Below are 22,541 nucleotides of genomic sequence, written 5' to 3'. Positions count from 1 at the left end.
CTCACAGGCGCGCCGGACCTGCCGGGGCCTTGCGATGGGCCGCATTGTACAACCAAAATCCGGCATCCCCGCCGTCAATGGGGCCCCGGGAACGGGCCACCTGGCCCCGGGCTTCAGGCGCTGGTCTGCTCCGGCGCCTGGTAGCGAAAGCGCTCGCATCCGGTATAGAGCAGGAAATGGCGCCCGGTACACCGGGCGAACAGGGTCAGGTTGACGCGCTGGGCCATGCGGTAGCCGATCTGCGTCACGCCCGAGCGCGACATCAGGAACGGTTGCCCATCGCGCTTGTCCAGATAGACCGTCAGCGGGCGCTCGCCGGGCAGGAAGACCTGCCGCGCGCGCCCCTGCTCGTCGACCACCTCGATCTCTTCGATCAGGGGGGCGGCGGCCTGGGTCAGTTCGGGGCGCAGGGACATGGGAAACCGGCGCCGAGGGGCCGGGCGGCACGCCGGGGCAAACCGGCACGCTGCCCGGCCGCGCCGTCAGGACTTGGCGATGACGCCGCAGGCGATGCGACCGCCCGAGTTGCCCGTGGGCTGGGTCTTGTAGTCGTCCGGGTCCTTGTGGACGACCACCGCGCGGCCCACCACGCTGGCGGGGCCCGGGGCCACGGTCACGTCGGACAGCTCGAAGCTGGCCTGCGCGCGGCCGCTGGCGTCGGCCTTGAGGTTGTTGATGTCGCCGGCATGGTGGTCGGGCATCGACATCGAGCCGTGCGGCTTGGCCGTCGGGTTGAAGTGGCCACCCGCGCTCATGGCGTCGGGCGCGGAGCAATCCCCTTTCTCGTGCACGTGAAAGCCGTGCTCGGTATTGGGCGGCAGGCCGGTCACATCGGCCTTGACCAGCACGCGGCTGCCATGCTGGGTGAAGGTAATGACGCCCTGCGTGGCGGTGCCGCTCCTGGAAGCCAGCGTGGCGACGGCGGTATCCGCCCCGCCCATGCCAGCGCCGGCGCAGCCGGCCAGGCCGCCTGCCAGGGTTCCCGCCACCATCAAACCGAAAAGTACACGCTTCATGCCAAACCTCCTCTCACGGTATTGTCCGGGGCGATTGTACTGCTCCCATGCCCGGCGCTGCGGCCCGTTTGTGATCCGGAGGCGCCGCGGCCGGGGCGATGCACGTGCCGTATGCAGCACCGCCATCACCGCGCCGGGACCTGGGCAGCGGAATCGGCGGGCGTGTCCGTGGCGCTCAGGTGTTCTGCACCACGATGCTGGGGAACTTGCTGGTCATGTCGCGGGCGCGGTCGGCCACCTTGACCGCCACCTTGCGCGCCATGGCGCGGTACAGCTCGGCGATCGGGCTGCCGGGGTCGGACACCACGGTGGGATGCCCGGTGTCGGCCTGCTCGCGGATCGAGCGGTTCAGCGGCAGGCTGCCCAGCAGGTCCACGCCATAGTCCGCGCACATCTTCTCGCCGCCGCCCTCGCCGAAGATATGCTCGACGTGGCCGCAGTTCGGGCAGCAGTAGACCGCCATGTTCTCCACGATGCCGAGGATGGGAATGCCCACCTTCTCGAACATCTTCAGGCCCTTCTTGGCATCCAGCAAGGCGATGTCCTGCGGCGTGGTGACGATCACGGCACCCGTGACCGGCACCTTCTGCGACAGGGTCAGCTGGATATCGCCGGTGCCCGGCGGCATGTCGACGATCAGGTAGTCCAGGTCGTGCCAGTTGGTCTGACGCAGCAACTGCTCCAGCGCCGAAGTGACCATCGGGCCACGCCAGACCATGGGATTGTCCTGCTCGATCAGGAAACCGATCGAGTTGGCCTGCAGGCCATGGCCTTCCAGAGGCTCCATGGTCTTGCCGTCGGTCGATTCGGGGCGGCCGTCGATGCCCAGCATCATGGGCAGGCTGGGGCCGTAGATATCGGCGTCGAGCATGCCCACGCGCGCGCCCTCGGCGGACAGCGCCAGCGCCAGGTTGACGGCCGTGGTGGACTTGCCCACCCCGCCCTTGCCCGAGGCCACGGCAATCACGTTCTTGACGCCGGGCAGCAGCTTGACACCGCGCTGCACGGCGTGGGCGACGATCTTCATGCTCACGGCAACGTTGACGTTGCTCACACCGGGCAATTGCCGCAGCGCCGCCGCCACCTGCTCGCGGATCGGCTCGAGCTGGCTCTTGCCGGGATAGCCCAGCTCGACTTCCAGCGACACATCGCCGCCTTCGACCCGCACATTGCGGGCTGAGCGCGTAGACACCAGATCCCGGCCCGTGTTGGGATCGATCACGGTGCGCAGGACTTCGGTAACCTGGTCGACGGTGAGGCTCAAGACAATCTCCGCTACAAAAAATGGGGAAGGCGCGTACTGTATCAAAGTATGCGCGAAGGGCCGGCCGGGAGTGGCGCCGGGTCGGCAAGCCCATGCGTCGCACATGGAATTACACGCACTTACAACTTTCACAGCCGGATGCTTGTGCACCCGGCTTCATGTCCATATTGTAGTGCGCCAGGAAGGCGTAGCCGCCGAATAAGGTCCAGACCCTTGTCTTCGGGTGCCTTCCGCGTTATTTCTATCGGTGTTGCGCGCACCACCAAAAATCTGCCAAGAAAATTCGTCCTGAAGGAGAAAGCATGAAACTCAAGCTCGCCAGCCTTGCCATCGTCGCCGTCCTGGCCGCAGGTTGCGCCACCGAACAAGGCACCCAGACCGCGATCGGCGGTGGCGCGGGTGCCGCGGTGGGCGCCGGCCTGGGCAATCTGATCGGCGGCAACACCAAGGGCACGCTGATCGGGGCCGCCGTGGGCGCCGCCGCCGGTAGCGCGCTCGGCTACAACTGGAACGCGATTCGCGGCAAGCTGAACAAGGACACGGCAGGTACCGGCACCCAGATCACGGAGCAGCCGGACGGCTCGCTCAAAGTGAACATTCCGAGCCAGGTGACCTTCGACACGGACAGCAGCAGCATCAAGCCGTCATTCCGTTCGGTCCTGGACCAGGTTGCGCAAACGCTGAGCCAGCACCCGGACGTGGCCGCCACGGTGGTGGGCCATACCGACAGCACCGGCAACCCCAATTACAACATGCAGTTGTCGCAACGGCGCGCCCAGAGCGTGGCCGGCTACCTGGGTGACCGCGGCGTCGCACGGGGCCGCCTGGCAGCCGAAGGACGAGGGCAGACCCAGCCGGTGGCGGACAACGCCACCGAAGCCGGCCGCCAGCAAAATCGCCGCGTCGAAATTTTTTTGAAACCAATTCAAGGATGACGCAGTCATAGAAACAGGTACCGCTTGTCACCGTTGCTGGCTCGCGATGGGTGGCTGACCTCCCGGGCGGTACCTGATTTCTCCTCCTTTTCCGTTGTGGAAAGCTGCGCCGGTTCTTGACCGGCGCTTTTTTTGCCCCCATGCTTTTAAGTGCAGTATGAGACACTAAAAGCACGCTCTTCCCGCTGCGCCCGCCCTGAGTGCACGCGCTGCCTGCCCCGCTTGTTAGAATAGCCCTCTCACGGTGCCCGCCTGCGCTCGCGGCGACATCCCTGCCTTCTTGTCCAACCCCCTCCTGACCGGCAATCCTTCCATGACCGCACGTCGCATCCTCGTCACATCTGCCCTGCCATACGCCAACGGCCAGATCCATATCGGCCACCTGGTGGAGTACATCCAGACCGACATCTGGGTACGCTTCCAGCGCATGATGGGCAACGAGGTCTACTACGTCGGCGCGGACGACACGCACGGCACGCCCGTGATGCTGCGGGCCGAAAAGGAGGGCATCACGCCCAAGCAGCTGATCGACCGCGTGTGGACCGAGCACAAGCGCGACTTCGACAGCTTCATGGTGTCGTTCGACAACTACTACAGCACCGATTCCAGCGAGAACAAGGAACTCTCCGAAAAGATCTACCTGGCGCTCAAGTCCCAGGACCTGATCGCCGAGCGCGAGGTCGAGCAGTTCTACGACCCGGTCAAGAACATGTTCCTGCCGGACCGCTTCATCAAGGGCGAATGCCCGAAATGCGGCGCCAAGGACCAGTACGGCGACTCCTGCGAGGTGTGCGGCACCACCTATGTGCCCACCGACCTGAAGAACCCGTACTCGGTGGTGTCCGGCGCCACGCCGGTGCGCAAGTCCTCCGCGCATTACTTCTTCAAGCTGTCCGACCCGCGCTGCGAAACCTTCCTGCGCGAATGGGTGGGTGACCTGGCGCAGCCGGAAGCCGTCAACAAGATGCAGGAATGGCTGGGCGCCGAAGGCGAAGCCTCGACCCTGTCGGACTGGGACATCTCGCGCGATGCGCCCTATTTCGGCTTCGAGATCCCCGGCGCGCCCGGCAAGTATTTCTATGTGTGGCTGGATGCGCCGATCGGCTACTACGCCAGCTTCAAGAACCTGGCCGAGAAAAAGGGCATCGATTTCGACGCCTGGGTGGGCCCGCACTCCAACGCCGAGCAGTACCACTTCATCGGCAAGGACATCCTGTATTTCCACACGCTGTTCTGGCCGGCCATGCTGCGCTTCTCGGGCTACCGCACGCCCACCAACGTGTTCGCCCACGGCTTCCTGACGGTTGACGGCGCCAAGATGAGCAAGTCGCGCGGCACCTTCATCACCGCGCAGAGCTATATCGACACCGGCATGAACCCGGAATGGCTGCGCTACTACTTCGCTGCCAAGCTCAACGCCAGCATGGAAGACCTCGACCTGAACCTCGAGGACTTCATCGCGCGCGTCAACAGCGACCTGATCGGCAAGTATGTCAATATCGCCAGCCGCGCCGCCGGCTTCCTGGTCAAGCGTTTCGACGGCGTGGTGAACGAGCCCGCGCTGGCCCATCCGCTGCTCAAGCAACTGCGCGAAGCCGCGCCGCACGTGGCGCAGTTCTATGAAGGCCGCGAGTACAGCAAGGCGCTGCGCCTGGTGATGGAGCTGACCGACGCCGTGAACGCCTTCGTCGACACCGAGAAGCCGTGGGAACTGGCCAAGGACGAAGCCAAGCGCGACGCCCTGCACGCGGCCTGCTCGGTCTCGCTGGAAGCCTTCCGCCTGCTGACCGTCTACCTCAAGCCGGTGGTGCCGCAGATGGCCGCCGGCGTGGAGCGCTTCCTCAATATCGAGCCGCTGAACTGGCGCGGCATCGACAAGCAGCTGTCGGCCTCGCGTCCGGTCCAGCCCTACTCGCACCTGATGACGCGCGTGGACGCCAAGCAGGTCGACGCGCTGCTGGCGGCCAACCGCGACTCGCTGCAAGCCACGGCACCGGCCGGCCAGGCGGACACGGCCGCGGCCGCCATCGAGCCGATCGCCGACACCATCACCATCGATGACTTCGCCAAGATCGACCTGCGCGTCGCCAGGATCGTGGCCTGCCAGAAGGTGGAAGGCTCGAACAAGCTGCTGCAGCTCACGCTGGACCTGGGCGAAGGCAAGACGCGCAACGTCTTCTCCGGCATCCAGTCGGCCTATACGCCTGAACAGCTGGTGGGCAAGCTCACGGTGACGGTGGCCAACCTGGCGCCGCGCAAGATGAAGTTCGGCCTCTCGGAAGGCATGGTGCTGGCCGCCTCGGCAGCCGATGAAAAGGCCACGCCGGGCCTCTATATCCTGGAGCCGCACGAAGGCGCGGTGCCGGGCATGCGTATCCGCTGATGCCCCAGGGCGGCCCGGCGCGCCAGGCCGCCGATTGACGCGGCGCCGCCGGGAAGCCCATACTGCACCCGTACCCGACAGGGTGTAGATGGGATCCCAGGCATGCCCGACAGCGTTCCCGGCCACGCCGACTCCGGCGCGCCAGCTCCACTCGCCGGCGGCGCCCGGCTGCGCCAGCCCTTCCCGCTCGCCGCCTTCCACCCCCGCCTGCTCGACACCCTGCGCGACTACGGCCGCGCCACCTTCTTCAAGGACCTGGCCGCCGGCCTGACCGTAGGCGTGGTGGCACTGCCGCTGGCGATGGCCTTCGCCATTGCTTCCGGCCTGCCGCCGCAGGCGGGGCTGTTCACCGCCATCATCGCCGGCTTCCTGATCGCCGCGCTGGGCGGCTCGCCGGTGCAGATCGGCGGTCCCGCCGGGGCCTTTATCGTGATCGTCTACGGCATCGTGGCCCGCTACGGCGTGGCCAACCTGCTGATCGCCACCATCCTGGCGGGTGGCCTGCTGTTCGCCATGGGCCTGTTCCGGCTCGGCACGCTGATCCGCTTTATCCCGGTAGCCATCGTGATCGGCTTCACCAACGGTATCGCGGTACTGATCATGGTGTCGCAGATCGCCGATTTCCTGGGCCTGCAAACCGGCAAGCTGCCTGGCGACTTTCTCTCGCAGATGCGCGTGCTGGGACGCTCGCTGCCGACGGTATCCTGGCCCACGGTGGCGCTGGCAGCCGGCTCGCTGGTGGTGGTGGCAGGCTGGTCGCGGCTGGCCCTGCTGGCTGGCCAGCGCTGGCGGCCTGCGCCGGCGAACCCGGCTGATGCGCACGGCCGCCTTGGCCGCGCACTGGCGATGGTCCCCGGCACGGTGGTAGCGCTGGTGCTTGCCACCACGCTCAATGCACTGCTGCATCTGCCGGTGGAAACCATCGGCACCCGCTTCGGCGGCATCCCGCAGGGCCTGCCGCCGTTCGCGCTGCCGCACCTGAGCTGGCAGCTGGTCCAGCAACTGGTGGCGCCCACCCTCACCATCGCGCTGCTGGGCGCCATCGAGTCGCTGCTGTGCGCGCGGGTGGCCGACAGCCTGATCGACGATCGCCACGACCCCAACCAGGAATTGATGGCACAGGGCATCGCCAACATCGTCACGCCCTTCTTCGGTGGCATCCCGGCCACCGGCACCATCGCCCGCACCGTCACCAATGTGCGCAGCGGCGGGCGCACGCCGGTGGCGGGCATGATCCACGCGGCCACGCTGCTGCTGATCGTGCTGGCGGCGGCGCCGCTGGCCAGCGCCATCCCGCTCGCCACGCTCGCCGCCATCCTGCTCTATGTGGCGTGGAACATGGGCGAATGGCATGTCTTCGGGCTGGCGCACTTGAAGCGCTACAGCAACAACTACCGCATCATCATGCTCGGCACCTTCCTGCTGACGGTGGTGTTCGACCTGACCGTGGCGGTGCAGGTGGGCCTGGTGCTGGCCTGCCTGTTCTTCATCTACCGCATGGCCGCGCTCACGCAGATCGAAGCCATCGCCCCCGCCGCCCTGCCGCCGGCGGCCGATGGCAGCCCGCTGCCGGCCGGCGAGGTGGCGGCCTACCACATGACCGGCGCGCTCTTCTTCGGCGCGGTCAACAAAGTGGAAGCGCTGATCGACCCGCGCGACCGTACCCGGCCGGTGCCGGCGGTGCTGATCCTCGATGTGGGCAAACTGGTGGCGCTGGATACCACCGGCCTCGATACGCTGGATGCGTTGCGCAAGACGCTGGCGCGCCGCGGGGGCACGCTGGTGCTGTGCGACGCGGCCGCGCAGGTGATGTCGCTGATGCGGCGCGCCGGTTTCCTGGAGAAGCTCGGGCCGGCCAATTACTGCAGCACGCTGGCGGCGGCCTGCACCCGCGCCGGCGCGCTGCTGGCAGAGCAGAGCGGCCGGTCCGTACCGCCCGCTGCCAGCTAGCGCAGCGGGCGGCCTTCGCTCAGCCGCCCTGCGTCCGCGAGGGATCGTCGCTGCGCGAGGTGTGGGTCACCTTGCCGCCAGCGTCGAAGTGGACATTGAAGAAAGCCTTCTCCTGCGCGCTTTCCCACCAGCGGTAGCCCCACACCTCCTCCTGCTTGAGCGCGAAGGCTTCCACCTTGGTGGGCTTGCCCAGCAGGCGGCGGATATCGTCCTGGCTCATGCCGGCGCGCACGCGCGCGAAATGCTCGGCGCTCAGCACCTGCTCGATGACGCGCACCGTGCCGTCGGCGCCGATCGTCACCATCCAGGTGGTCGCACCCTCCGGCCCGCGCGGGTACTCCAGCCGGCGCCCGCCGCCCTCCTCTTCCCAGACGATCTCGGGACGCCCGGCCTGGCGCCGCACGTCGTCCTCGCTGGATTCGCCCACCACGATGCCCTTGAACAGCTGGCTGTCGGGCTTGACCGAGTTCCAGGTGGCGCGCGCGGTATCGCCCGCCTTCTTCATGGCTTCGTCGACCTTCTGCTGGTCGCACCCGAACAGGGCGAGCACGGAGGAAATCAGTCCCATGGCGGCGAGGCGTCGGTACGACGCGGTAGTGGCTGGAGTGGCTGCCCGGCCGGCGCGCGCACGCCGCGCCTCAGGGCCGTGCGGGAGCGGCTGCGCCCGAGGCGGCGTCCGGCGCGTTGTCCATTGCATTGCTGTCGGTATCCTGGCTGGCATCGGTCTGGCTCCTGGTATTTCTGGCGCGGTTGCCGCCGCCGCTGAACAAGTTGCCCCAGCTGTCGAAACGGCGGTTGAACAGCAACGATAACCCATTGATCGAGCCGCCCTTGGCAATCAGCGACCAGCGCCGCGAGAATGCCCAGGTCAGCTTGACCACATTGGTGGCGCTGGTCAGGCTCTGCTCGTAGCCCACCGAGATCTTCTCGGTGACCGCCTTGCCGACACTCACCACCTGCTGGTCATTCAGCCCGGCAGCGCTCGGCCCGATCGAGAACTCGTCGATGCCGAGATGCTGCACGATGCCCTTGCCGGCGCGCCCGCCGAGCATGCCCAGCGCCGCGCCGCCCAGGGCCGCGCCGCTGAGCTGCTGCTGCTGGCCGGCGGCGGCGCCTTCCGCGCCGTAGCCGAACATCAGCCACGACAGCTTATCCTCGTCCGGCACGTTCGGCTCGGACACCAGCCTGACGCGCGGCAGGCGCACCGTGCCGGTCACTTCCACGCCGGCCTCCACCTCCTGGTTGTGCCGCATGGCGCGGATATTGAGGTTGGGATTGTCCACCGGCCCGTTGAAATTGACGATGCCGCGATCGATGTTGAGCTTGCGCCCGAACGCTTCATAGGTGCCGTCGGTCACGCGGATGGTGCCGGTGGCGCGCAACGGGGCGAGCGGCGCGCTCCGGACACCGAGCTGGCCGGCCAGGCGCAGGTCGGCGCCGGCACCGCGAAAGCGGAAGTCGTCGCCCAGGTCGAGCGTGAGATCGATCAGCGGGCTGAAGCGGCTCGCCGGCTTGGATTCCGGGGTGGGGGTGGCGGCGGTCTTGATCTGGCGCTGGTCGCGGCGGCGCACCACCACCACGTCGTCGCCCAGTTCCGGCGCGCCGGCCTTGGGCAGGTCGAACAGCCCGCGATCCACGCGGAACTTGCCGCGGATCACGATCTGGCGGTTTTCGTTGACGATGCTGGCGTCGCCGGAGACGATCAGCGTGCGCTCGGGGCTGGCGAAGATCTGCAGCTTGTCGGCCACGATCTTGCCGGCCAGGTTGGGATCGGTCTCGCCCAGCTTCACATTGCCGGTGGCGACGATCTTGCCGTCGCCGCCGCGGAACTCCACCTGCTTGAGTTCGATGGTGTTCTGGTCGAGCACCACGCGCACGATGCCATCGGTCAGCTTGATGCCTTCGTCGTAGAGCGTGAGCGCGATGCCGCTGCCATCGATATTGCCCGCGAGCAAGGGCTTGCCGACCGTGCCGGCCAGTTGCAGGGTCGCCGCCAGCCGGCCGTCGAACGCGTATTGCGGCCCGCTCAGCGCTTCCAGGGTCTTGATCCGGGGCACGTCCAGCGAGACCTTGCCCGCCAGCGTGGAGTCCGGCGTCACCGTCATCAGGCCCTGCTCGCGGACCAGCCCGGCCGAGGCGTCTACCGCCAGCTTGCCGATCCGCGCGGCTTCCATCCCGCCGCGCAGGTTGATGCGGTTGCCGGCCAGATCGGCGCGCAGCGCGGTCTCGCCCAGGCCCAGCGTGGTGAAGCCGCGCCCGGCGTTCACCGAGACATCGCCACTGCGGCGGCGCAGTTCGGCAAAGCCGGAGGCGGTCTCGGCCAGCGTGATGTTCCAGCGACCGTCCAGCACCAGGTCCGAGCGCAGCGGCGGCGCCTCGCCCGTGAAGGCCTCGGCCAGGCCCAGCAGGTTGGCCACCTGCAAGCCATCGAGGTTGCCCTGGGTACGGATGCGGCCGTGGTCGAGCTCGAAGGCTTCCACATGGACCCGGGCATGGTCGAACAGCAGGCTGGTCGCGCCCAGCCGCACGCGCTGGCCGGCTACCTGCAGCTGGGCCGGCGCGGCCAGCCGCACATTGGCGGTGCCGCGCTCCTCCAGCGTGGCGATGGTGCCGCTCCAGCCGGCCTGGCCCTTCCAGCTGCCCTGCCCCGACAAGGCAAGCTGCAGCGGCTTGTCATGCATCGCGCCGGCCGCCTTCAGGTCGAAGGCGTGCCTGGCTTGCGTACCGCTGAGCGTGGCATCGAGCGTGCGCAGCATGGCGAAGGGGCCGCGATAATCGCGCGCGCTCAGTTGCAGCGCCAGCGGTCCGTCCAGGCCCCCGCGCAGTTCGGCCTTGCCGCTGGCGCTGGCGACGCGGTGCGGACCCACCACCAGCGCCTGGGCGTTGTAGCTTGCTGCGATCTCGGGCCGCGCCAGGGTGCCGGTGATATCGGCGTCGAGCTTGAGCACGCCGGCCACGCCGAACTTGAGCCGCTCCAGCTGCGGGGCGTCCACATGCAGTTTCAGGCGATCGCCGCGCGCGCCGAAGCTGCCGCTGAGCTGTGCCAGGTTGCCCGCCATATCGAGCGTGGCCTGGCTCGGCAGCAAGCGCTCGCCGGCCAGGCGCAGCTTGCCCTCGCCGCGCATCGGCAAGCCCGCGTAGACGCTGTCGCGCACCGCGAAATCGAGCGCCACGCGGCGCTCCGGCGCCAGCGTGCCGCTGGTGGTGAACTCGGCGTTGATGCGGCCGGGCGCCACCTGGGCCAGCCGCGCGGGATCGAAGTTCGACAGCTTGCCCTTGAAGCTGAAGGGCTGCCCGTCCTTGAGCGAGAGCTTGCCTTCGGCGTTCAGCGTGCCAGGGCCGATGCCCGCGCGCAGCGACGCCAGCGTCAGGGCGTCGGCATCCAGGCGCGCATCGGCGAACAGCTTGAATTCGCCGCCGGACAAGTCCAGCGCCACGCTCTGGCGGCCAGGTTCCAGCCGCAGGATCACCGGCCCGGACAGGCCGGCACGCTTCAGGCTGCCATAGAGCGCCTGCGGATCGAGGTTGCGCACGTCCAGGTCGAAGCCGCCACGGCCGCCGCGCAACTCGCCGCCGCCGCGGATCTCGCCGCGGCCGGACAATGCCACCTGCAGGTCGCGCACCGCCTGCACGGCCTCGCTGACTTCGATCTTCGCCTGTACCGACTCCACCGGCAGCTTCCCGGTGTCGTACGGGCCTGCGTCATGATTGGCGATGCGCACTTCGCCCGCTACCCGGAGGGGCGTGTTGTCAGCTGCGCCTCCGGGCCTGGCGCCGGCATCGGAGGCAGGCGCCGCGCTGGCGCCGGAAGCAGCCGCTGCCGCCCCGCCCGCGCCGGCCCCGGCAGCCCCGTCCACCGGGCGCAATTCGGCCTGCACGGTGAGGTTGGCCCGCGGCGCGGATGGGCTGAACAAGCGCGGATTGATATGCTCGCCATTGACCAGCACGTGGGTGAACGGCACCTTGCCGAAGGGCGTCAGGTCGGCCTCGGCGCGCCCCCGCAGGCGGTCGCCGCTGGCCTCGGCCTCGGCGCGCAAGGCCGCCAGCGAGCCACGCAGTTTGGCACTGATGCTGAAGGATTCCTGCTGCCAGCTGCCTTCCAGCAAGGCCGTGCCGGTCAGCGCGAATGGCGCCTGGCCGGCAAGCTGCGCATTGGCGGCGAGCCTGCCATAAGGCGTGAGCAGCCGTTCGATGCTGGCCAGATGGCGCTGGCCGTCGGAATGCAGCGACCCCGCCAGATCCGAGAACACCATCTCGCTGGGCGTGGCCGGCGGCCCCTGCAGCAGGGTCAGGTGTTCGAGTGTCAGCGTATCGACGTCCACCGCCAGCGGCAGTTCGAGCGATTTGGGCAACGTGGCGGGCGGCGCTTCCGGTGGCGACGGAGGCAGCCGCAGCGTCACGGTGCCGATGCGCAGCCAGTCGACATGCAGCCGGGTCGGCGACCAGGCGAACGACCAGCTGCCGTCGAAGCGGTCGACGGTGACCCGCGTCTGGCCAGCGGCGAACACCACATCGCGCAGGTGCAGGCCGCGGGCTACGGTGCCACCCTCCAGCTTGCCGGCCAGGGTACCGGCGGACAGCCGCGTGGCCAGCGACCACAGCTGGCGCGTGCCGGCTTCGGTGCGCAGCGCCAGCACCGCCGCCGCCAGTACCGCCAGCACCAGAACCAGCAGCAGCGCGGCCAGCCAGCGGCCCAGGCGCGCGCGGCGCGGTCGCGCCGGCCCGGGCGCGCCGCTGTCGCGGGCGGGTACAGGGGGCATGTCGGGGATGCTCATGCGGCAAGCACCATGCGGCTGCTTCGAGACGGATCGCCGGACTGGCGGCAGAGGGCCATGGCCGTGGTCATCAGAATGCGACTCCCAGCGAAATATGCGGGCGGAACTGCTTCTGCTGGATGCCATAGCCGACATCGAGCTGCACCGGCCCCACCGGGCTGCGCCAGCGCGCGCCGACGCCAACGCCGTTGTAGAGCTTGACGCCGGTCAGGTTATCGGTGGCCGTGCCCGTATCCCAGAAGATCGCGGCGCCCCAGTCGTGCAGGAACCAGTACTGGTATTCCAGGCTGGCGGTGCCCAGGTACTTGGCAGGCAGCACGCTGGCGCCATTGCGCGTACCGATCGACTGATAACCGTAGCCGCGGATCGAATCGGTGCCGCCGGCGCGAAAGCGCAGCGATGCCGGGATCCCGGTGACGTCGCCGCGGGTGATGTCCGCGCCCAGCTCGAGCCGCGCCACCACCAGGTCGCGCTTGCCCACGGGAATGTACTGGCGGATGCGGCCATAGAGACGGAGAAAGGTTTCGTCGCTCAGTACGTTCTTGACCGCCACCCCGAGCTGCGTGTTGACGACGTTGCCGCGGCGCGGAAACACCGGGTTGTCCACATCGCGCCGCGCCCACGCGAAGGCAGGCACCAGCGCCCGGCTCAACTGGGCCTCCTCGCCGAAAGGCTGCAGCCTGTCGTAGTAGTAGTCGAGCGACATGGCGGTGTCGTACTTCTCGCGCGAGCGCGAGCGCTTCAGGCCGGTGCGCAGGCTGGTCAGGTCGGTGCTTTCCAGGTCGATGGTGCGCTCGTAGCTGGCGTAGACGCTGTTGCGGTAGGTCCGGCTGTCGGGCGGCATGGCGATCTCGCCGAACGCATACTGGCGCTTCTGCTCCACGCGCGCCTGCGAATCGAATATCCAGGCCCGGTTGAACAGGTTGTAGTAGGAGTACCGGCCTTCGACCTGGGCGCCGGTATCGGTGGTGTAGCCCACGCCGGACGACAGCCGGTTGACCGGGTACTCGCGCACGCGGACGTGCACCGGCACGGTGACGCTGTCGGCGTTCATGTCGACTTTCTGGGCGTTGCTTGCGCCGGTGCCGGCCTCGACCACCTTGCCGTCTTCCGTCGCCTCCTGCTCGCCGAGGTCGATCTGCACATTGGAGAAGTAGGGCTGGTTCTGGATCGCACGCTGGAATTCCAGCAAGCGCTCCACGCGGTATGGCTCGCCCTCGTACAGCGGATTGACATTGCGGATGATCTGTTCGGGATAGCGGCGCAGGCCGCTGATCCGCAGCGGCCCGAGACTGTACGCCGGCCCGCTGGCAAAGCGCGCGCTCAGGTCCGCCGCTTGTTCGTCAGGGTCGACGCGCGCCTGCGAGCTGGCCAGCCGGGCACCGTAGTAGGTATGGCTCTGCAATTCCACCAGCGCGTCTTCCTTGGCCTTGGACCAGTCCGCCTGGCGGAACGGTTCGCCCGCCGGCAGGCCCCATTTGGCCCGCATCTCGGCCACCTGCTCGGGCGAGCGGGTCGCGGCCGGGCCGGTCACCGTCACGTCGACCGCACGGATCACCGTGCGCGCGCCGGGATCCACCGTGATGTGGACGACGCGCGCGTCGCCGCTGCCTTCCACGCGCGCGGTGGTCTGGGGATCGAAGTAGCCTTCGGTGGAAGCGAACTGGCGCACCTGGTCGCCCACCGTCTCGACCATATAGTTGAACTGGTCCGGCGAGATATCGTCGCGGTCCCGGTAACGCGACAGGTCAAGGTGCTCCTGCAGGATGTCCTTGATTGCCTTGGGAGCGTCCACCTCGACTTGGTAGGCGGCCGCGGCCGGGCCGGCGCACAGCGCCATGGCGGCCAGTAGCAAGGGCATCAGGCGGCGCGGCGCGGCCGTCGTCCCCGGCGGTCCGCCGGAGGGGGCGACAGAGCCGCCAGGCGGGTTGCGCTGGTTCCCTGGATCCATCCTCATCGATTGGTGCGTGTCGGGCAAAGTCCATATTTGACCACACCCGCGCGTCCGGCCTGCCCGAGCGGGCCAAAAAGACCACCGCCGCGGCCAAATCGAGCCAATCGCATGCAATCCCGTTGCAGGCCCTCCCGATACGGTAAAATCCGGGCTGTTCGCCAATTTCACCCAGATTCCCGCCATGGCCCTGTACGAATCGGATATCACCCAGTTCCTGAAGTCGCTCAAGGAAGAACACCCTTCCCTGGAAGCAGAACAACGGCAGGGCCGCGCCCTGCTGTGGGACAAGACGCCGATCAACCTCGAGGAGCGTGCCCGCGCGGAAGTCTCCCGCGTGCCGCAAAAGCCATACGTCTACTCGCTGGACTGAGCCTTTACCGGCCCGTCCCGAGATGAACCAGAGCGAGCAGGACAAGCTGGCGCCGGCGCTCGAGCTGCCGAGCGTGGCACCCGGCCAGGACTCCACCCCGGCCGCTGTCGATGGCATGGCGTTCGCGCGCCTGTACGGCGAGCCGCTGTTCAAGCTGCCGCAAGACCTGTACATCCCGCCGGATGCGCTGGAAGTCTTCCTGGAAGCCTTCGAAGGGCCGCTGGACCTGCTGCTCTACCTGATCCGCAGGCAGAACTTCAATGTCCTTGATATCCCGATGGCGCAAGTCACGCGCCAGTACCTGGCGTATATCGAGCAGATCCGCAAGAGCAACCTGGAACTGGCCGCCGAATACCTGTTGATGGCGGCGATGCTGATCGAGATCAAGTCGCGCATGCTGTTGCCGGTGAAGAAAGCCGACAACGAGGATGAAGCCGAGGACCCGCGCGCCGAACTGGTGCGCCGCCTGCTGGAATACGAGCAGATGAAGCTCGCAGCCATGCGCATCGACCAGGTGCCGCAGCTCGGGCGCGATTTCCTGCACTCCCAGGTCTATATCGAACAAAGCCTCGCGCCGCGCTTCCCTGACGTCGAGGTAGCGGACCTGCAGGCCGCCTGGGCCGACGTGATCAGGCGCGCCAAGCTCAACCAGCACCACAAGATCTCGCGCGAGGAATTGTCGGTGCGCGAGCATATGAGCCACATCCTGCGCCGCCTGCAGCATGCCCGCTTCATGGAGTTCACCGAGCTGTTCGAAGAAGCCGTGCGCTCCGGCAAGGGCGTGCCGGTGGTGGTGGTCAACTTCATCGCCATGCTCGAACTCTCGCGCGAATCCCTGGTGGAGATCACCCAGGCAGAGCCCTTCGCGCCCATTTATGTGCGATTGGCGTACATTCCAAGCTAAGCCCTGCCGTTAGTGCCGCCCGCCCCGGGCCACATGCTCTACAATCCGCCGACAGTCGGCGCCATCAAGAGCACCAGACCGGCTTCTCGGGCGCGCAGCGCGCCAGGGTCATACCTACCACGACCAGCACACCAACTTCATGAAAGTCATCTCCTCCATTCACGAGTTGCGGGACCAGTTGCGCGGGCAGAACCGGGCGGCCTTCGTACCCACCATGGGCAACCTGCACGAAGGCCACCTGTCGCTGATGCGCCTGGCGCGCCAGCACGGTGACCCGGTGGTCGCGTCGATCTTCGTCAACCGGCTCCAGTTCGGCCCCAATGAGGATTTCGACAAGTACCCGCGCACGCTGCAGGACGACATCGAGAAGCTGCAGAAGGAAGGCGTGTACGTGCTGTTTGCGCCCACCGAGCGCGATATGTACCCGGAGCCGCAGGAATACCGCGTGGAACCGCCGCACGACCTGGGCGACATCCTCGAAGGCGAATTCCGCCCCGGCTTCTTCAAGGGCGTCTGCACGGTCGTGATGAAGCTGTTCTCGTGCGCGCAGCCGCGCGTTGCCGTGTTCGGCAAGAAGGACTATCAGCAGCTGATGATCGTGCGCCGCATGGTCAACCAGTTCGCGCTGCCGATCGACATCATCCCGGCCGAGACGGTACGCGCCGAGGACGGCCTGGCGTTGTCTTCCCGCAACCGCTACCTGACGCCCGACGAGCGCACCGAGGCGCCGGTGCTCTACAAGACGCTGCACGAAGTACGCGACACCGTGCTGGCCGCCAACCGCGCCAGCGCCGACCTGGCCGCGATCGAGGCCGGCGCCCAGGCCGCGCTGCAAGCGCGCGGATGGAAGCCGGATTACATTGCCATCCGCAAGCAAGTCGATCTGCAGGCCCCGACCCGCGAACAACTGGTTGCCGGCGAGCCGCTGGTGATCCTGACGGCCGCGAAGCTGGGGGCAACGCGCTTGATCGATAACCTGGAGATCTGACCTGATACGCCCAGTGCGCCAAAACCGCCGGGCACTCAGGTTTCTCCCATGAAAAAGGCCAACCACGCGGTTGGCCTTTTTCATCGGCATGACCCACCCGGACTGCCTGCAAGAAACCTCAAGCCTCCCGCACCCCGGCACGCTGCAGCGTCTTCGCCACATGCCGCCGGTGGCCGCTCCGCCGCTTCCACCAGATCAGCACGCCGGTCACCGCGAACAGCAAGGGCACCAGCCCGAACACCGAGATAAAGATCCGCCCCGGCAAGCCAAAGGCCTCGCCGGTATGCAGCGGGTACATCCAGTTGAGGAAGGTATCCCCCGCCGGGGCATCCATCGGATCTCGCGCACCCAGGCGCCTGCCGGTGTGGGCGTCGAGCCAGATGCGGGTGGCGCCGCTGCCCTGGCGCACCTCGCCGGGCTGGCGCACGCGGACCTCGAAGGGATCGCCGGCCTTGCGCGGAAAGCTCACGCGCGTCACCAGCGCGGCCGGATAGAGCGCCTGTGCCGTGCTCACCGCCTGCGCGGCACCCAGCTGTGGCGTGCCGGCCGGCGCCGGGGCCGAGACCGGCTTGCCGGGCGGCGTCACCGTCGCCACGCTGGCCACCAGCGGCGTCACCCACTTGGGCAGGTTCAGGTACCAGCCGGAAAACGCGATGGTGGCGAGCACCGGTGCCACCAGGATGCCACCGGCGCGATGCAGCGAGTAATTGAAGCGTGACCACGAGCCGCCATGGCTGATGCGGAACGCCTGCACGATGGCACGCAGCCTGAACCTGGGCCACCACAGCACCACCCCGCCGATCACCATCACCAGCAGCAGCATGCCGGCAATGCCCAGGATGGTCCGCCCGGTCTCGCCGGACAGCAGATAGTGGTGCAGCTGAAACAAGGTCGGCATCAGCAGCGGCCGCGACAGGCCGGGCTCGCCCCAGACCCGTTCGCCCTTCACCGCCAGCGTCACCGGATCGACCATCACCTGGCGCGAACGGCCGGCGCTGGGCGGCCCCTTGAGCGGATACCAGGCCACGAACACGTCATGCGGCGCGGCCGGCAGCATCAGCAGGCCGGGACGGCCATAGCGCGGATCGCCCTGGAGCTTGTCGGTCACCGCCTGGACCGTCGCCGGCGCGACCGGCAACGGCGTCTCGGCCGAAGCGGCGAGCAATTCCGGATTGAGCAGCACATCGATCTCGTCGCGCCAGGCGATGGCCGCGCCGGTCAGTCCGAGCATGATGAAGAACAGGCCCAGCCACAGGCCGATGTAGAGGTGGATCTTGACGAAAACGACGCGCAGGCGGCCGGTGACCATGGGAAAGGGAAGCGGTTGTGTGGGGTGCGGGGGTGCGGACTAGGGATCGCATGCCAGTGAAACAACTCAGGCATCACACCGGCAATAATGAGAATGCGAAAGATTCGCGATTCTATCAGGCGGCGCCCGCTGCGGCACGCCACCTTGGATGATCGGCCTGGCGACGGCCGATCCTTGCCGGTTTGCGGCAGAATGGCGAATGCCGCACCGCCGGAACCCCTGCGCTGAACATGACCCGATCGATCGAACTATTGCCCGCCGGCGCGCAAGACGCCGCCCTGATTGCCGATCTGCACACGCGCAGCTGGCAATTCGCCTACCACGGCCAGTTGCCCGCGGATTACCTTGAGCACACCGCCCCGGCCGAGCGCCTGCAAACCTGGCAAGCCCGGTTGCAGCAAGGCGCCGAGGCTCCGCTGGAGGTGATCCTGGCCCGCGTCGACGGCGAACCCGCCGGCTTTTACTGCCTGCAGCCCGAGGCCGAGCCGCAATTCGGCATCTACCTGGACAACCTGCATGTGCTGCCGCAGTGGCACGGCCTGGGCCTGGGCAAGCGACTGTTCGCGCATTGCGCGCGGCGCGTGGCCGGCGGCTGGCCCGGGCAGCCGCTCTTTCTCTATGTGCTGGAAGGCAACACGCAGGCGCGCGAGTTTTACCGGCGCCTGGAAGGCATCGAAAGCGAACCGTTCGACGATCTGTTTCCCGGCGCCAAGCTCATCGTGCCCGTGCGCCGCGTGCGCTGGCCCGACGTGGACGCGCTGCTCAGGCGCCTGGGCGGCCAGCCGGAGCCCGCTGCTCCAGCCAGCCGATGATGGGTTGCCACTGCTCCCAGTCGCGCGCCACGCGCGAGGGCGCCACATCCCACAGGGTCAGGCCGTGCGCGGCCAGTTGCACGTAGTTCTGGGTGTCGCGCAGGAAACCCAGCACCGGCAGCCCCAGGTCCGCAACGAAGCGCTGCAGCTGGTCGGCAGAGCGGGTGCGCAGGTCGACCCGCATGCCGATCACGCCAACCTCCACCTCGCCATGGCGCACGCGCTTGTCGCCGGCCAGGCGGGCAAGGAATTCCTGGGTGGCGAGAATATCGAACAGCGAAGGCTGCAACGGCACCACCACGCGGTGCGCCAGCTTCATCACATCGTTGTAGCGCCAGCCGTGCAGGCCGGCGGGAGTGTCCAGCACGACATGGGTGGTGCCCTTGGGCGGACGCGCGATCTGGTCCGAGCTGATGTCCCAGGTGCGGATCGGCGGTGCCGAGGCCGGGCGCAAACCCAGCCAGGCGCGCGAGGATTGCTGCCGGTCCGTGTCGCCCAGCATCACGGCATGGCCGGCGCTGGCGAAGTAGCCCGCCAGGTTGGTGGCCAGCGTGGTCTTGCCTACGCCGCCTTTGGGATTGGCAATTACGACAACGGGCATGGGAAGTCTCCGGGATATCGTGCCACGGCAGCGCTGCCCGCAGGCGCGCCGCTCCGGTTTCCGCCATGGCCTTGCCGCCTCCAGGCCCTGGCGGAGCAAGCCCGTCCACGAGTTTAGCAGTTGCCGTGGGGCAGCGGCTCGGCCGGCAAGGCTTGCAGCGGCGCCAGCAAGGCCGCCAGGTCGAGGTGCGCGGCCAGGGTGTCCGCCAGGCGCTCCAGTGACGCCTCGCGCAGCGCGGCCAGGTCCACGCCTTCGGCCCGTGCCAGCCCGGCCCAGCGCAGCAGCGCGCCGCACGCCCCGGGCTGGTCGAACAGGCCGTGGACGTAGGTCGCCAGCACCTGCCCGTCGTCCGATTGCGCGCCGTCGGGGCGCTCGCCCTCCAGCCACAGCGCCGGCCGCGCCAGCGCCGGGCCGGTGGTGACGCCCATGTGGATCTCGTAGCCTTGCACCGCGGCGGGCGCCTCGGCCACCCCCAGCGCCAGCCGCCCGCTCACCACGCGCAACTGCTTGTGCGGCGCCAGCAGGGTGTCGAAGTCCAGCAGGCCGAAGCCTTCGCTGCTGCCGGCCGGACCCTCATTGCCGGCCGGATCCGCCACCTGCCGCCCCAGCATCTGCATGCCGCCGCAAATGCCGATCACCTTGCCGCCATAGCGCAGGTGCCGCCGCAAGGCCGGCTCCCAGCCATGGACGCGCAGGAAGGCCAGGTCAGCCCGCACGCTCTTGCTGCCGGGCAGCACGATCAGGTCGGCCGGGGGAATCGGCATGCCCGGGCCGATAAAGCGCAGGTCGACCTGCGGATGCGCGCGCAGCGCGTCGAAATCGGTGTGATTGGAGATGCGCGGCAACACCGGCACGATCACGCGCAGCAACTCGCCCTGCTTCGCCGCCTGCGCGCCGACGATGGCGTCTTCGGCATCCAGGTGCAGCCCGTGCAGATAGGGCAGCACGCCCAGCACGGGCTTGCCGGTGCGCGCTTCGAGCCAGTCCAGCCCGGGCTGCAGCAGCGCGATGTCGCCGCGGAAGCGGTTGATGATGAAGCCCTTGACGCGTGCGCGCTCGGACTCCGACAGGCAGTCCAGCGTGCCCACCAGGTGGGCGAACACGCCGCCGCGGTCGATGTCGGCCACCAGCACCACCGGACAGTCCACCGCTTCGGCAAAACCCATATTGGCGATATCGCGGTCGCGCAGGTTGATCTCCGCCGGGCTGCCCGCGCCCTCCACCAGCACCACTTCGTAGGCGTCCGCCAGGCGCCGGTGCGAGGCCAGCACCGCCTGCATCGCCACCGGCTTGTAGGCGTGATAGGCGCGCGCATCGAGATCCAGCCGCGCCTGGCCGTGGATGATGATCTGCGCGCCGGTGTCGCTGCTGGGCTTGAGCAGCACCGGATTCATATCGGTATGGGGCGCCAGCCCGGCGGCCTGCGCCTGCAGGGCCTGGGCGCGCCCGATCTCGCCGCCGTCGGCGGTGACGGCGCTGTTGAGCGCCATGTTCTGCGGCTTGAACGGGACCACGCGCACGCCCGCGCGCGCCAGCACCCGGCACAGGCCCGCCACCAGGGTGCTCTTGCCCGCGTCGGAGGTGGTGCCCTGCACCATCAAGGTACCGCGCAAGCCACCCGCGAACGCCCGGGCGCCGGCTTTGGAGAGATTTTTTTGCATCGTGGGATTATCGCACCGGCACGCCGCCGGCCAGCCCGCCGGGCGCCATTGCGAGCGTGCGGTCGCGGGAGGCGCCCGCTACAATAGCCGGATGACTCCGGCCCATGCTTCCGCCACTGCCTCCGCCGTCGAGCCCGCCAGCGCATCCAGCCATGCGCCGGCCGGCGAACGCGCAGCCCAGGCCGCTACCGCGCCGCACGCCAGGGTGCCGGCCGTCCCGGTACGCCAGCTCACGCTGGTACTGGGCGGGGCGCGCTCCGGCAAGAGCCACTTTGCCGAACAGATGGCCACCGATCACGCCGCCGCCACCGGCGGCCCGGTCACCTATATCGCCACCGCGCGCTACGACGACGACACCTCCGACGAGGAAATGCAGCTGCGCATCGCGCTGCACCGCGCCCGGCGCCCGGCCGACTGGGGCCTGGTCGAATCCCCGCTCCACCTGGCCGATGCGCTGTACGCCAACGCCCGCCATGACGGCTGCATCCTGGTGGACTGCGTCACGCTGTGGCTCAACAACCTGCTCTTCCTCGACGGCCGCAGCTATCCCGACCATGGCCTGGTCACGCCGCCATCCGCCTTCACCGAAGAAATCGATGCCTTGCTGGCAGCGCTGCCCACCCTGCCCGGCCATGTGATCCTGGTCTCCAACGAGATCGGCTTCGGCGTGGTGCCGATGGGTGCCATCACCCGTTTCTATGTGGACGAACTGGGGCGCCTGAACCAGAAGCTGGCCGCCGCCGCGGACCGGGTGCGGCTGCTGGTGGCCGGCATTCCCATCAGCGTCAAGGGCGCCGATCCGGCGTGCTGATGCTGTCCTCGCTGTCGCCACTTGCGCCGCTTTCGTCGCTGACGTCGTGGTGGCCGTTCCCCATCTTCACCTGGCCGGCCTGCGTGGCCGCCGCCATCGCCGGCGTGCTGCTTGACCAGTGGCTGGGCGAGCCGCGCCGCTGGCATCCGCTGGTGGGTTTCGGCAAGCTCGCCGCCGCGCTCGAACGCCGTCTCAACCGTGGCGGCGCACCGCCGCGCCAGCGGCTCGCCGGCCTTGCCGCCTGGTCGCTGATGGTGCTGGTGCCGGCCGCCCTCGCCGCCCTGCTGGTGCATGCCGCCGCGCAATTCAGCGCGCTGCTGGCCTGGCTGCTGCAGGCGCTGGCGCTATACGCCGCGCTGGGCGCGCGCAGCCTGGCCCAGCACATCGCCCCGATTGCCACCGCGCTGGCGCAAGGCGACCTGGCCGTCGCGCGCCGGCTGACCGCGCGCATCGTCTCGCGCGACACCACGGACGCGGATACCGAGGCCCTGGCGCGCGCCGCCTGCGAATCGGCGCTGGAGAACGGCAACGACGCCGTCTTTGGCGCGCTGTTCTGGTTCCTGGTGGGCGGCGCGCCGGCCGTGCTCGCCTACCGCCTCGCCAACACGCTCGATGCGATGTGGGGCTACCGTACGCCCAGGCTGCTGTATTTCGGCTGGGCGGCCGCACGCCTGGACGATCTCCTCAACCTCGCCCCCGCCCGCCTTACCGCGCTCTCCTACGCCCTGCTGGGACGCACCGCGCAGGCGCTGCGCTGCTGGCGCGTGCAGGCGCCGGCCTGGTCCAGCCCCAACGCGGGACCGGTCAT

18 protein-coding genes are annotated in these 22,541 nt (G+C 68.4%); 9 read left to right on the top strand and 9 right to left on the bottom strand.

The window, feature by feature from the left end:
* Positions 1-113: 113 nt before the first annotated feature.
* From P3W85_RS06015 to apbC, 3 genes are all read right to left on the bottom strand, one after another.
* Positions 114-416: a formate dehydrogenase accessory sulfurtransferase FdhD gene (locus P3W85_RS06015; RefSeq protein ID WP_276264103.1), complete on the bottom strand. Its 303-nt coding sequence runs from the start codon at positions 414-416 to the stop codon at positions 114-116.
* Positions 417-482: 66 nt separating this feature from the next.
* On the bottom strand, positions 483-1,016 hold the full coding sequence (locus P3W85_RS06010) for a superoxide dismutase family protein (protein ID WP_276264102.1): 534 nt from the start codon (positions 1,014-1,016) through the stop codon (positions 483-485).
* Positions 1,017-1,191: 175 nt separating this feature from the next.
* Complete coding sequence (apbC, locus tag P3W85_RS06005; protein ID WP_276264101.1) at positions 1,192-2,280, bottom strand: iron-sulfur cluster carrier protein ApbC; 1,089 nt, start codon at positions 2,278-2,280, stop codon at positions 1,192-1,194.
* Between the two features lie 302 nt (positions 2,281-2,582).
* Between apbC and P3W85_RS06000 the strand changes: the two genes are divergently transcribed.
* From P3W85_RS06000 to P3W85_RS05990, 3 genes are all read left to right on the top strand, one after another.
* On the top strand, positions 2,583-3,215 hold the full coding sequence (locus tag P3W85_RS06000; protein WP_017230742.1) for an OmpA family protein: 633 nt from the start codon (positions 2,583-2,585) through the stop codon (positions 3,213-3,215).
* Between the two features lie 313 nt (positions 3,216-3,528).
* Positions 3,529-5,598 carry a methionine--tRNA ligase gene (gene metG, locus P3W85_RS05995; protein ID WP_276264100.1) on the top strand — a complete coding sequence of 690 codons (2,070 nt, stop codon included), beginning with the start codon at positions 3,529-3,531 and terminating at the stop codon, positions 5,596-5,598.
* A 102-nt stretch (positions 5,599-5,700) separates the two neighbouring features.
* The gene (locus P3W85_RS05990) at positions 5,701-7,548 is read left to right on the top strand and encodes a SulP family inorganic anion transporter (protein WP_276264099.1); all 1,848 of its coding nucleotides are present in this window, start codon (positions 5,701-5,703) and stop codon (positions 7,546-7,548) included.
* A gap of 19 nt (positions 7,549-7,567) precedes the next feature.
* Here the strand turns inward: P3W85_RS05990 and bamE are convergent, their stop codons facing one another.
* The 3 genes from bamE to P3W85_RS05975 all read right to left on the bottom strand — a co-directional run bounded on the left by bamE (position 7,568) and on the right by P3W85_RS05975 (position 14,184).
* Positions 7,568-8,116: an outer membrane protein assembly factor BamE domain-containing protein gene (gene bamE / locus P3W85_RS05985; protein WP_276264098.1), complete on the bottom strand. Its 549-nt coding sequence runs from the start codon at positions 8,114-8,116 to the stop codon at positions 7,568-7,570.
* Positions 8,117-8,186: 70 nt separating this feature from the next.
* Positions 8,187-12,323 (bottom strand): translocation/assembly module TamB domain-containing protein, encoded by a 4,137-nt coding sequence (locus tag P3W85_RS05980; RefSeq protein ID WP_276264097.1) that lies wholly within the window; start codon positions 12,321-12,323, stop codon positions 8,187-8,189.
* 70 nt (positions 12,324-12,393) lie between these two features.
* Positions 12,394-14,184 carry an autotransporter assembly complex protein TamA gene (locus P3W85_RS05975; protein WP_276264096.1) on the bottom strand — a complete coding sequence of 597 codons (1,791 nt, stop codon included), beginning with the start codon at positions 14,182-14,184 and terminating at the stop codon, positions 12,394-12,396.
* 274 nt (positions 14,185-14,458) lie between these two features.
* Between P3W85_RS05975 and P3W85_RS05970 the strand changes: the two genes are divergently transcribed.
* From P3W85_RS05970 to panC, 3 genes are all read left to right on the top strand, one after another.
* Complete coding sequence (locus P3W85_RS05970; protein ID WP_017231351.1) at positions 14,459-14,647, top strand: DUF3460 family protein; 189 nt, start codon at positions 14,459-14,461, stop codon at positions 14,645-14,647.
* A 22-nt stretch (positions 14,648-14,669) separates the two neighbouring features.
* Positions 14,670-15,551: a segregation and condensation protein A gene (locus P3W85_RS05965; protein WP_017231350.1), complete on the top strand. Its 882-nt coding sequence runs from the start codon at positions 14,670-14,672 to the stop codon at positions 15,549-15,551.
* 139 nt (positions 15,552-15,690) lie between these two features.
* Positions 15,691-16,539 carry a pantoate--beta-alanine ligase gene (gene panC, locus P3W85_RS05960; RefSeq protein ID WP_017231349.1) on the top strand — a complete coding sequence of 283 codons (849 nt, stop codon included), beginning with the start codon at positions 15,691-15,693 and terminating at the stop codon, positions 16,537-16,539.
* A gap of 118 nt (positions 16,540-16,657) precedes the next feature.
* On the opposite strand, the gene P3W85_RS05955 is transcribed toward panC, so the two are convergent.
* Entirely contained in the window at positions 16,658-17,848 is a 1,191-nt protein-coding gene (locus P3W85_RS05955) for a PepSY-associated TM helix domain-containing protein (RefSeq protein WP_276264095.1), read from the bottom strand.
* A 230-nt stretch (positions 17,849-18,078) separates the two neighbouring features.
* On the opposite strand from P3W85_RS05955, the gene P3W85_RS05950 reads away from it, so the two are divergent.
* Positions 18,079-18,660 (top strand): GNAT family N-acetyltransferase, encoded by a 582-nt coding sequence (locus P3W85_RS05950; protein ID WP_276264094.1) that lies wholly within the window; start codon positions 18,079-18,081, stop codon positions 18,658-18,660.
* Here the strand turns inward: P3W85_RS05950 and P3W85_RS05945 are convergent.
* Positions 18,611-19,261 (bottom strand): ParA family protein, encoded by a 651-nt coding sequence (locus tag P3W85_RS05945; protein WP_017225799.1) that lies wholly within the window; start codon positions 19,259-19,261, stop codon positions 18,611-18,613. The genes P3W85_RS05950 and P3W85_RS05945 overlap by 50 nt on opposite strands.
* Positions 19,262-19,374: 113 nt before the next feature.
* The gene (locus P3W85_RS05940) at positions 19,375-20,859 is read right to left on the bottom strand and encodes a cobyric acid synthase (RefSeq protein WP_276264110.1); all 1,485 of its coding nucleotides are present in this window, start codon (positions 20,857-20,859) and stop codon (positions 19,375-19,377) included.
* 154 nt (positions 20,860-21,013) lie between these two features.
* On the opposite strand from P3W85_RS05940, the gene cobU reads away from it, so the two are divergent.
* Positions 21,014-21,733 carry a bifunctional adenosylcobinamide kinase/adenosylcobinamide-phosphate guanylyltransferase gene (cobU, locus tag P3W85_RS05935; protein WP_276264093.1) on the top strand — a complete coding sequence of 240 codons (720 nt, stop codon included), beginning with the start codon at positions 21,014-21,016 and terminating at the stop codon, positions 21,731-21,733.
* The coding region (locus P3W85_RS05930) for a CobD/CbiB family cobalamin biosynthesis protein (protein WP_276264092.1) at positions 21,733-22,541 on the top strand (809 nt) is incomplete at its 3' end. The genes cobU and P3W85_RS05930, both read left to right, overlap by 1 nt.

This window comes from Cupriavidus basilensis (assembly GCF_029335485.1).
Lineage (GTDB): Bacteria > Pseudomonadota > Gammaproteobacteria > Burkholderiales > Burkholderiaceae > Cupriavidus > Cupriavidus basilensis_E.
The sequence above is the reverse complement of the archived record's forward strand: the minus strand, read 5'-3'. Positions and strand labels throughout refer to the sequence as shown.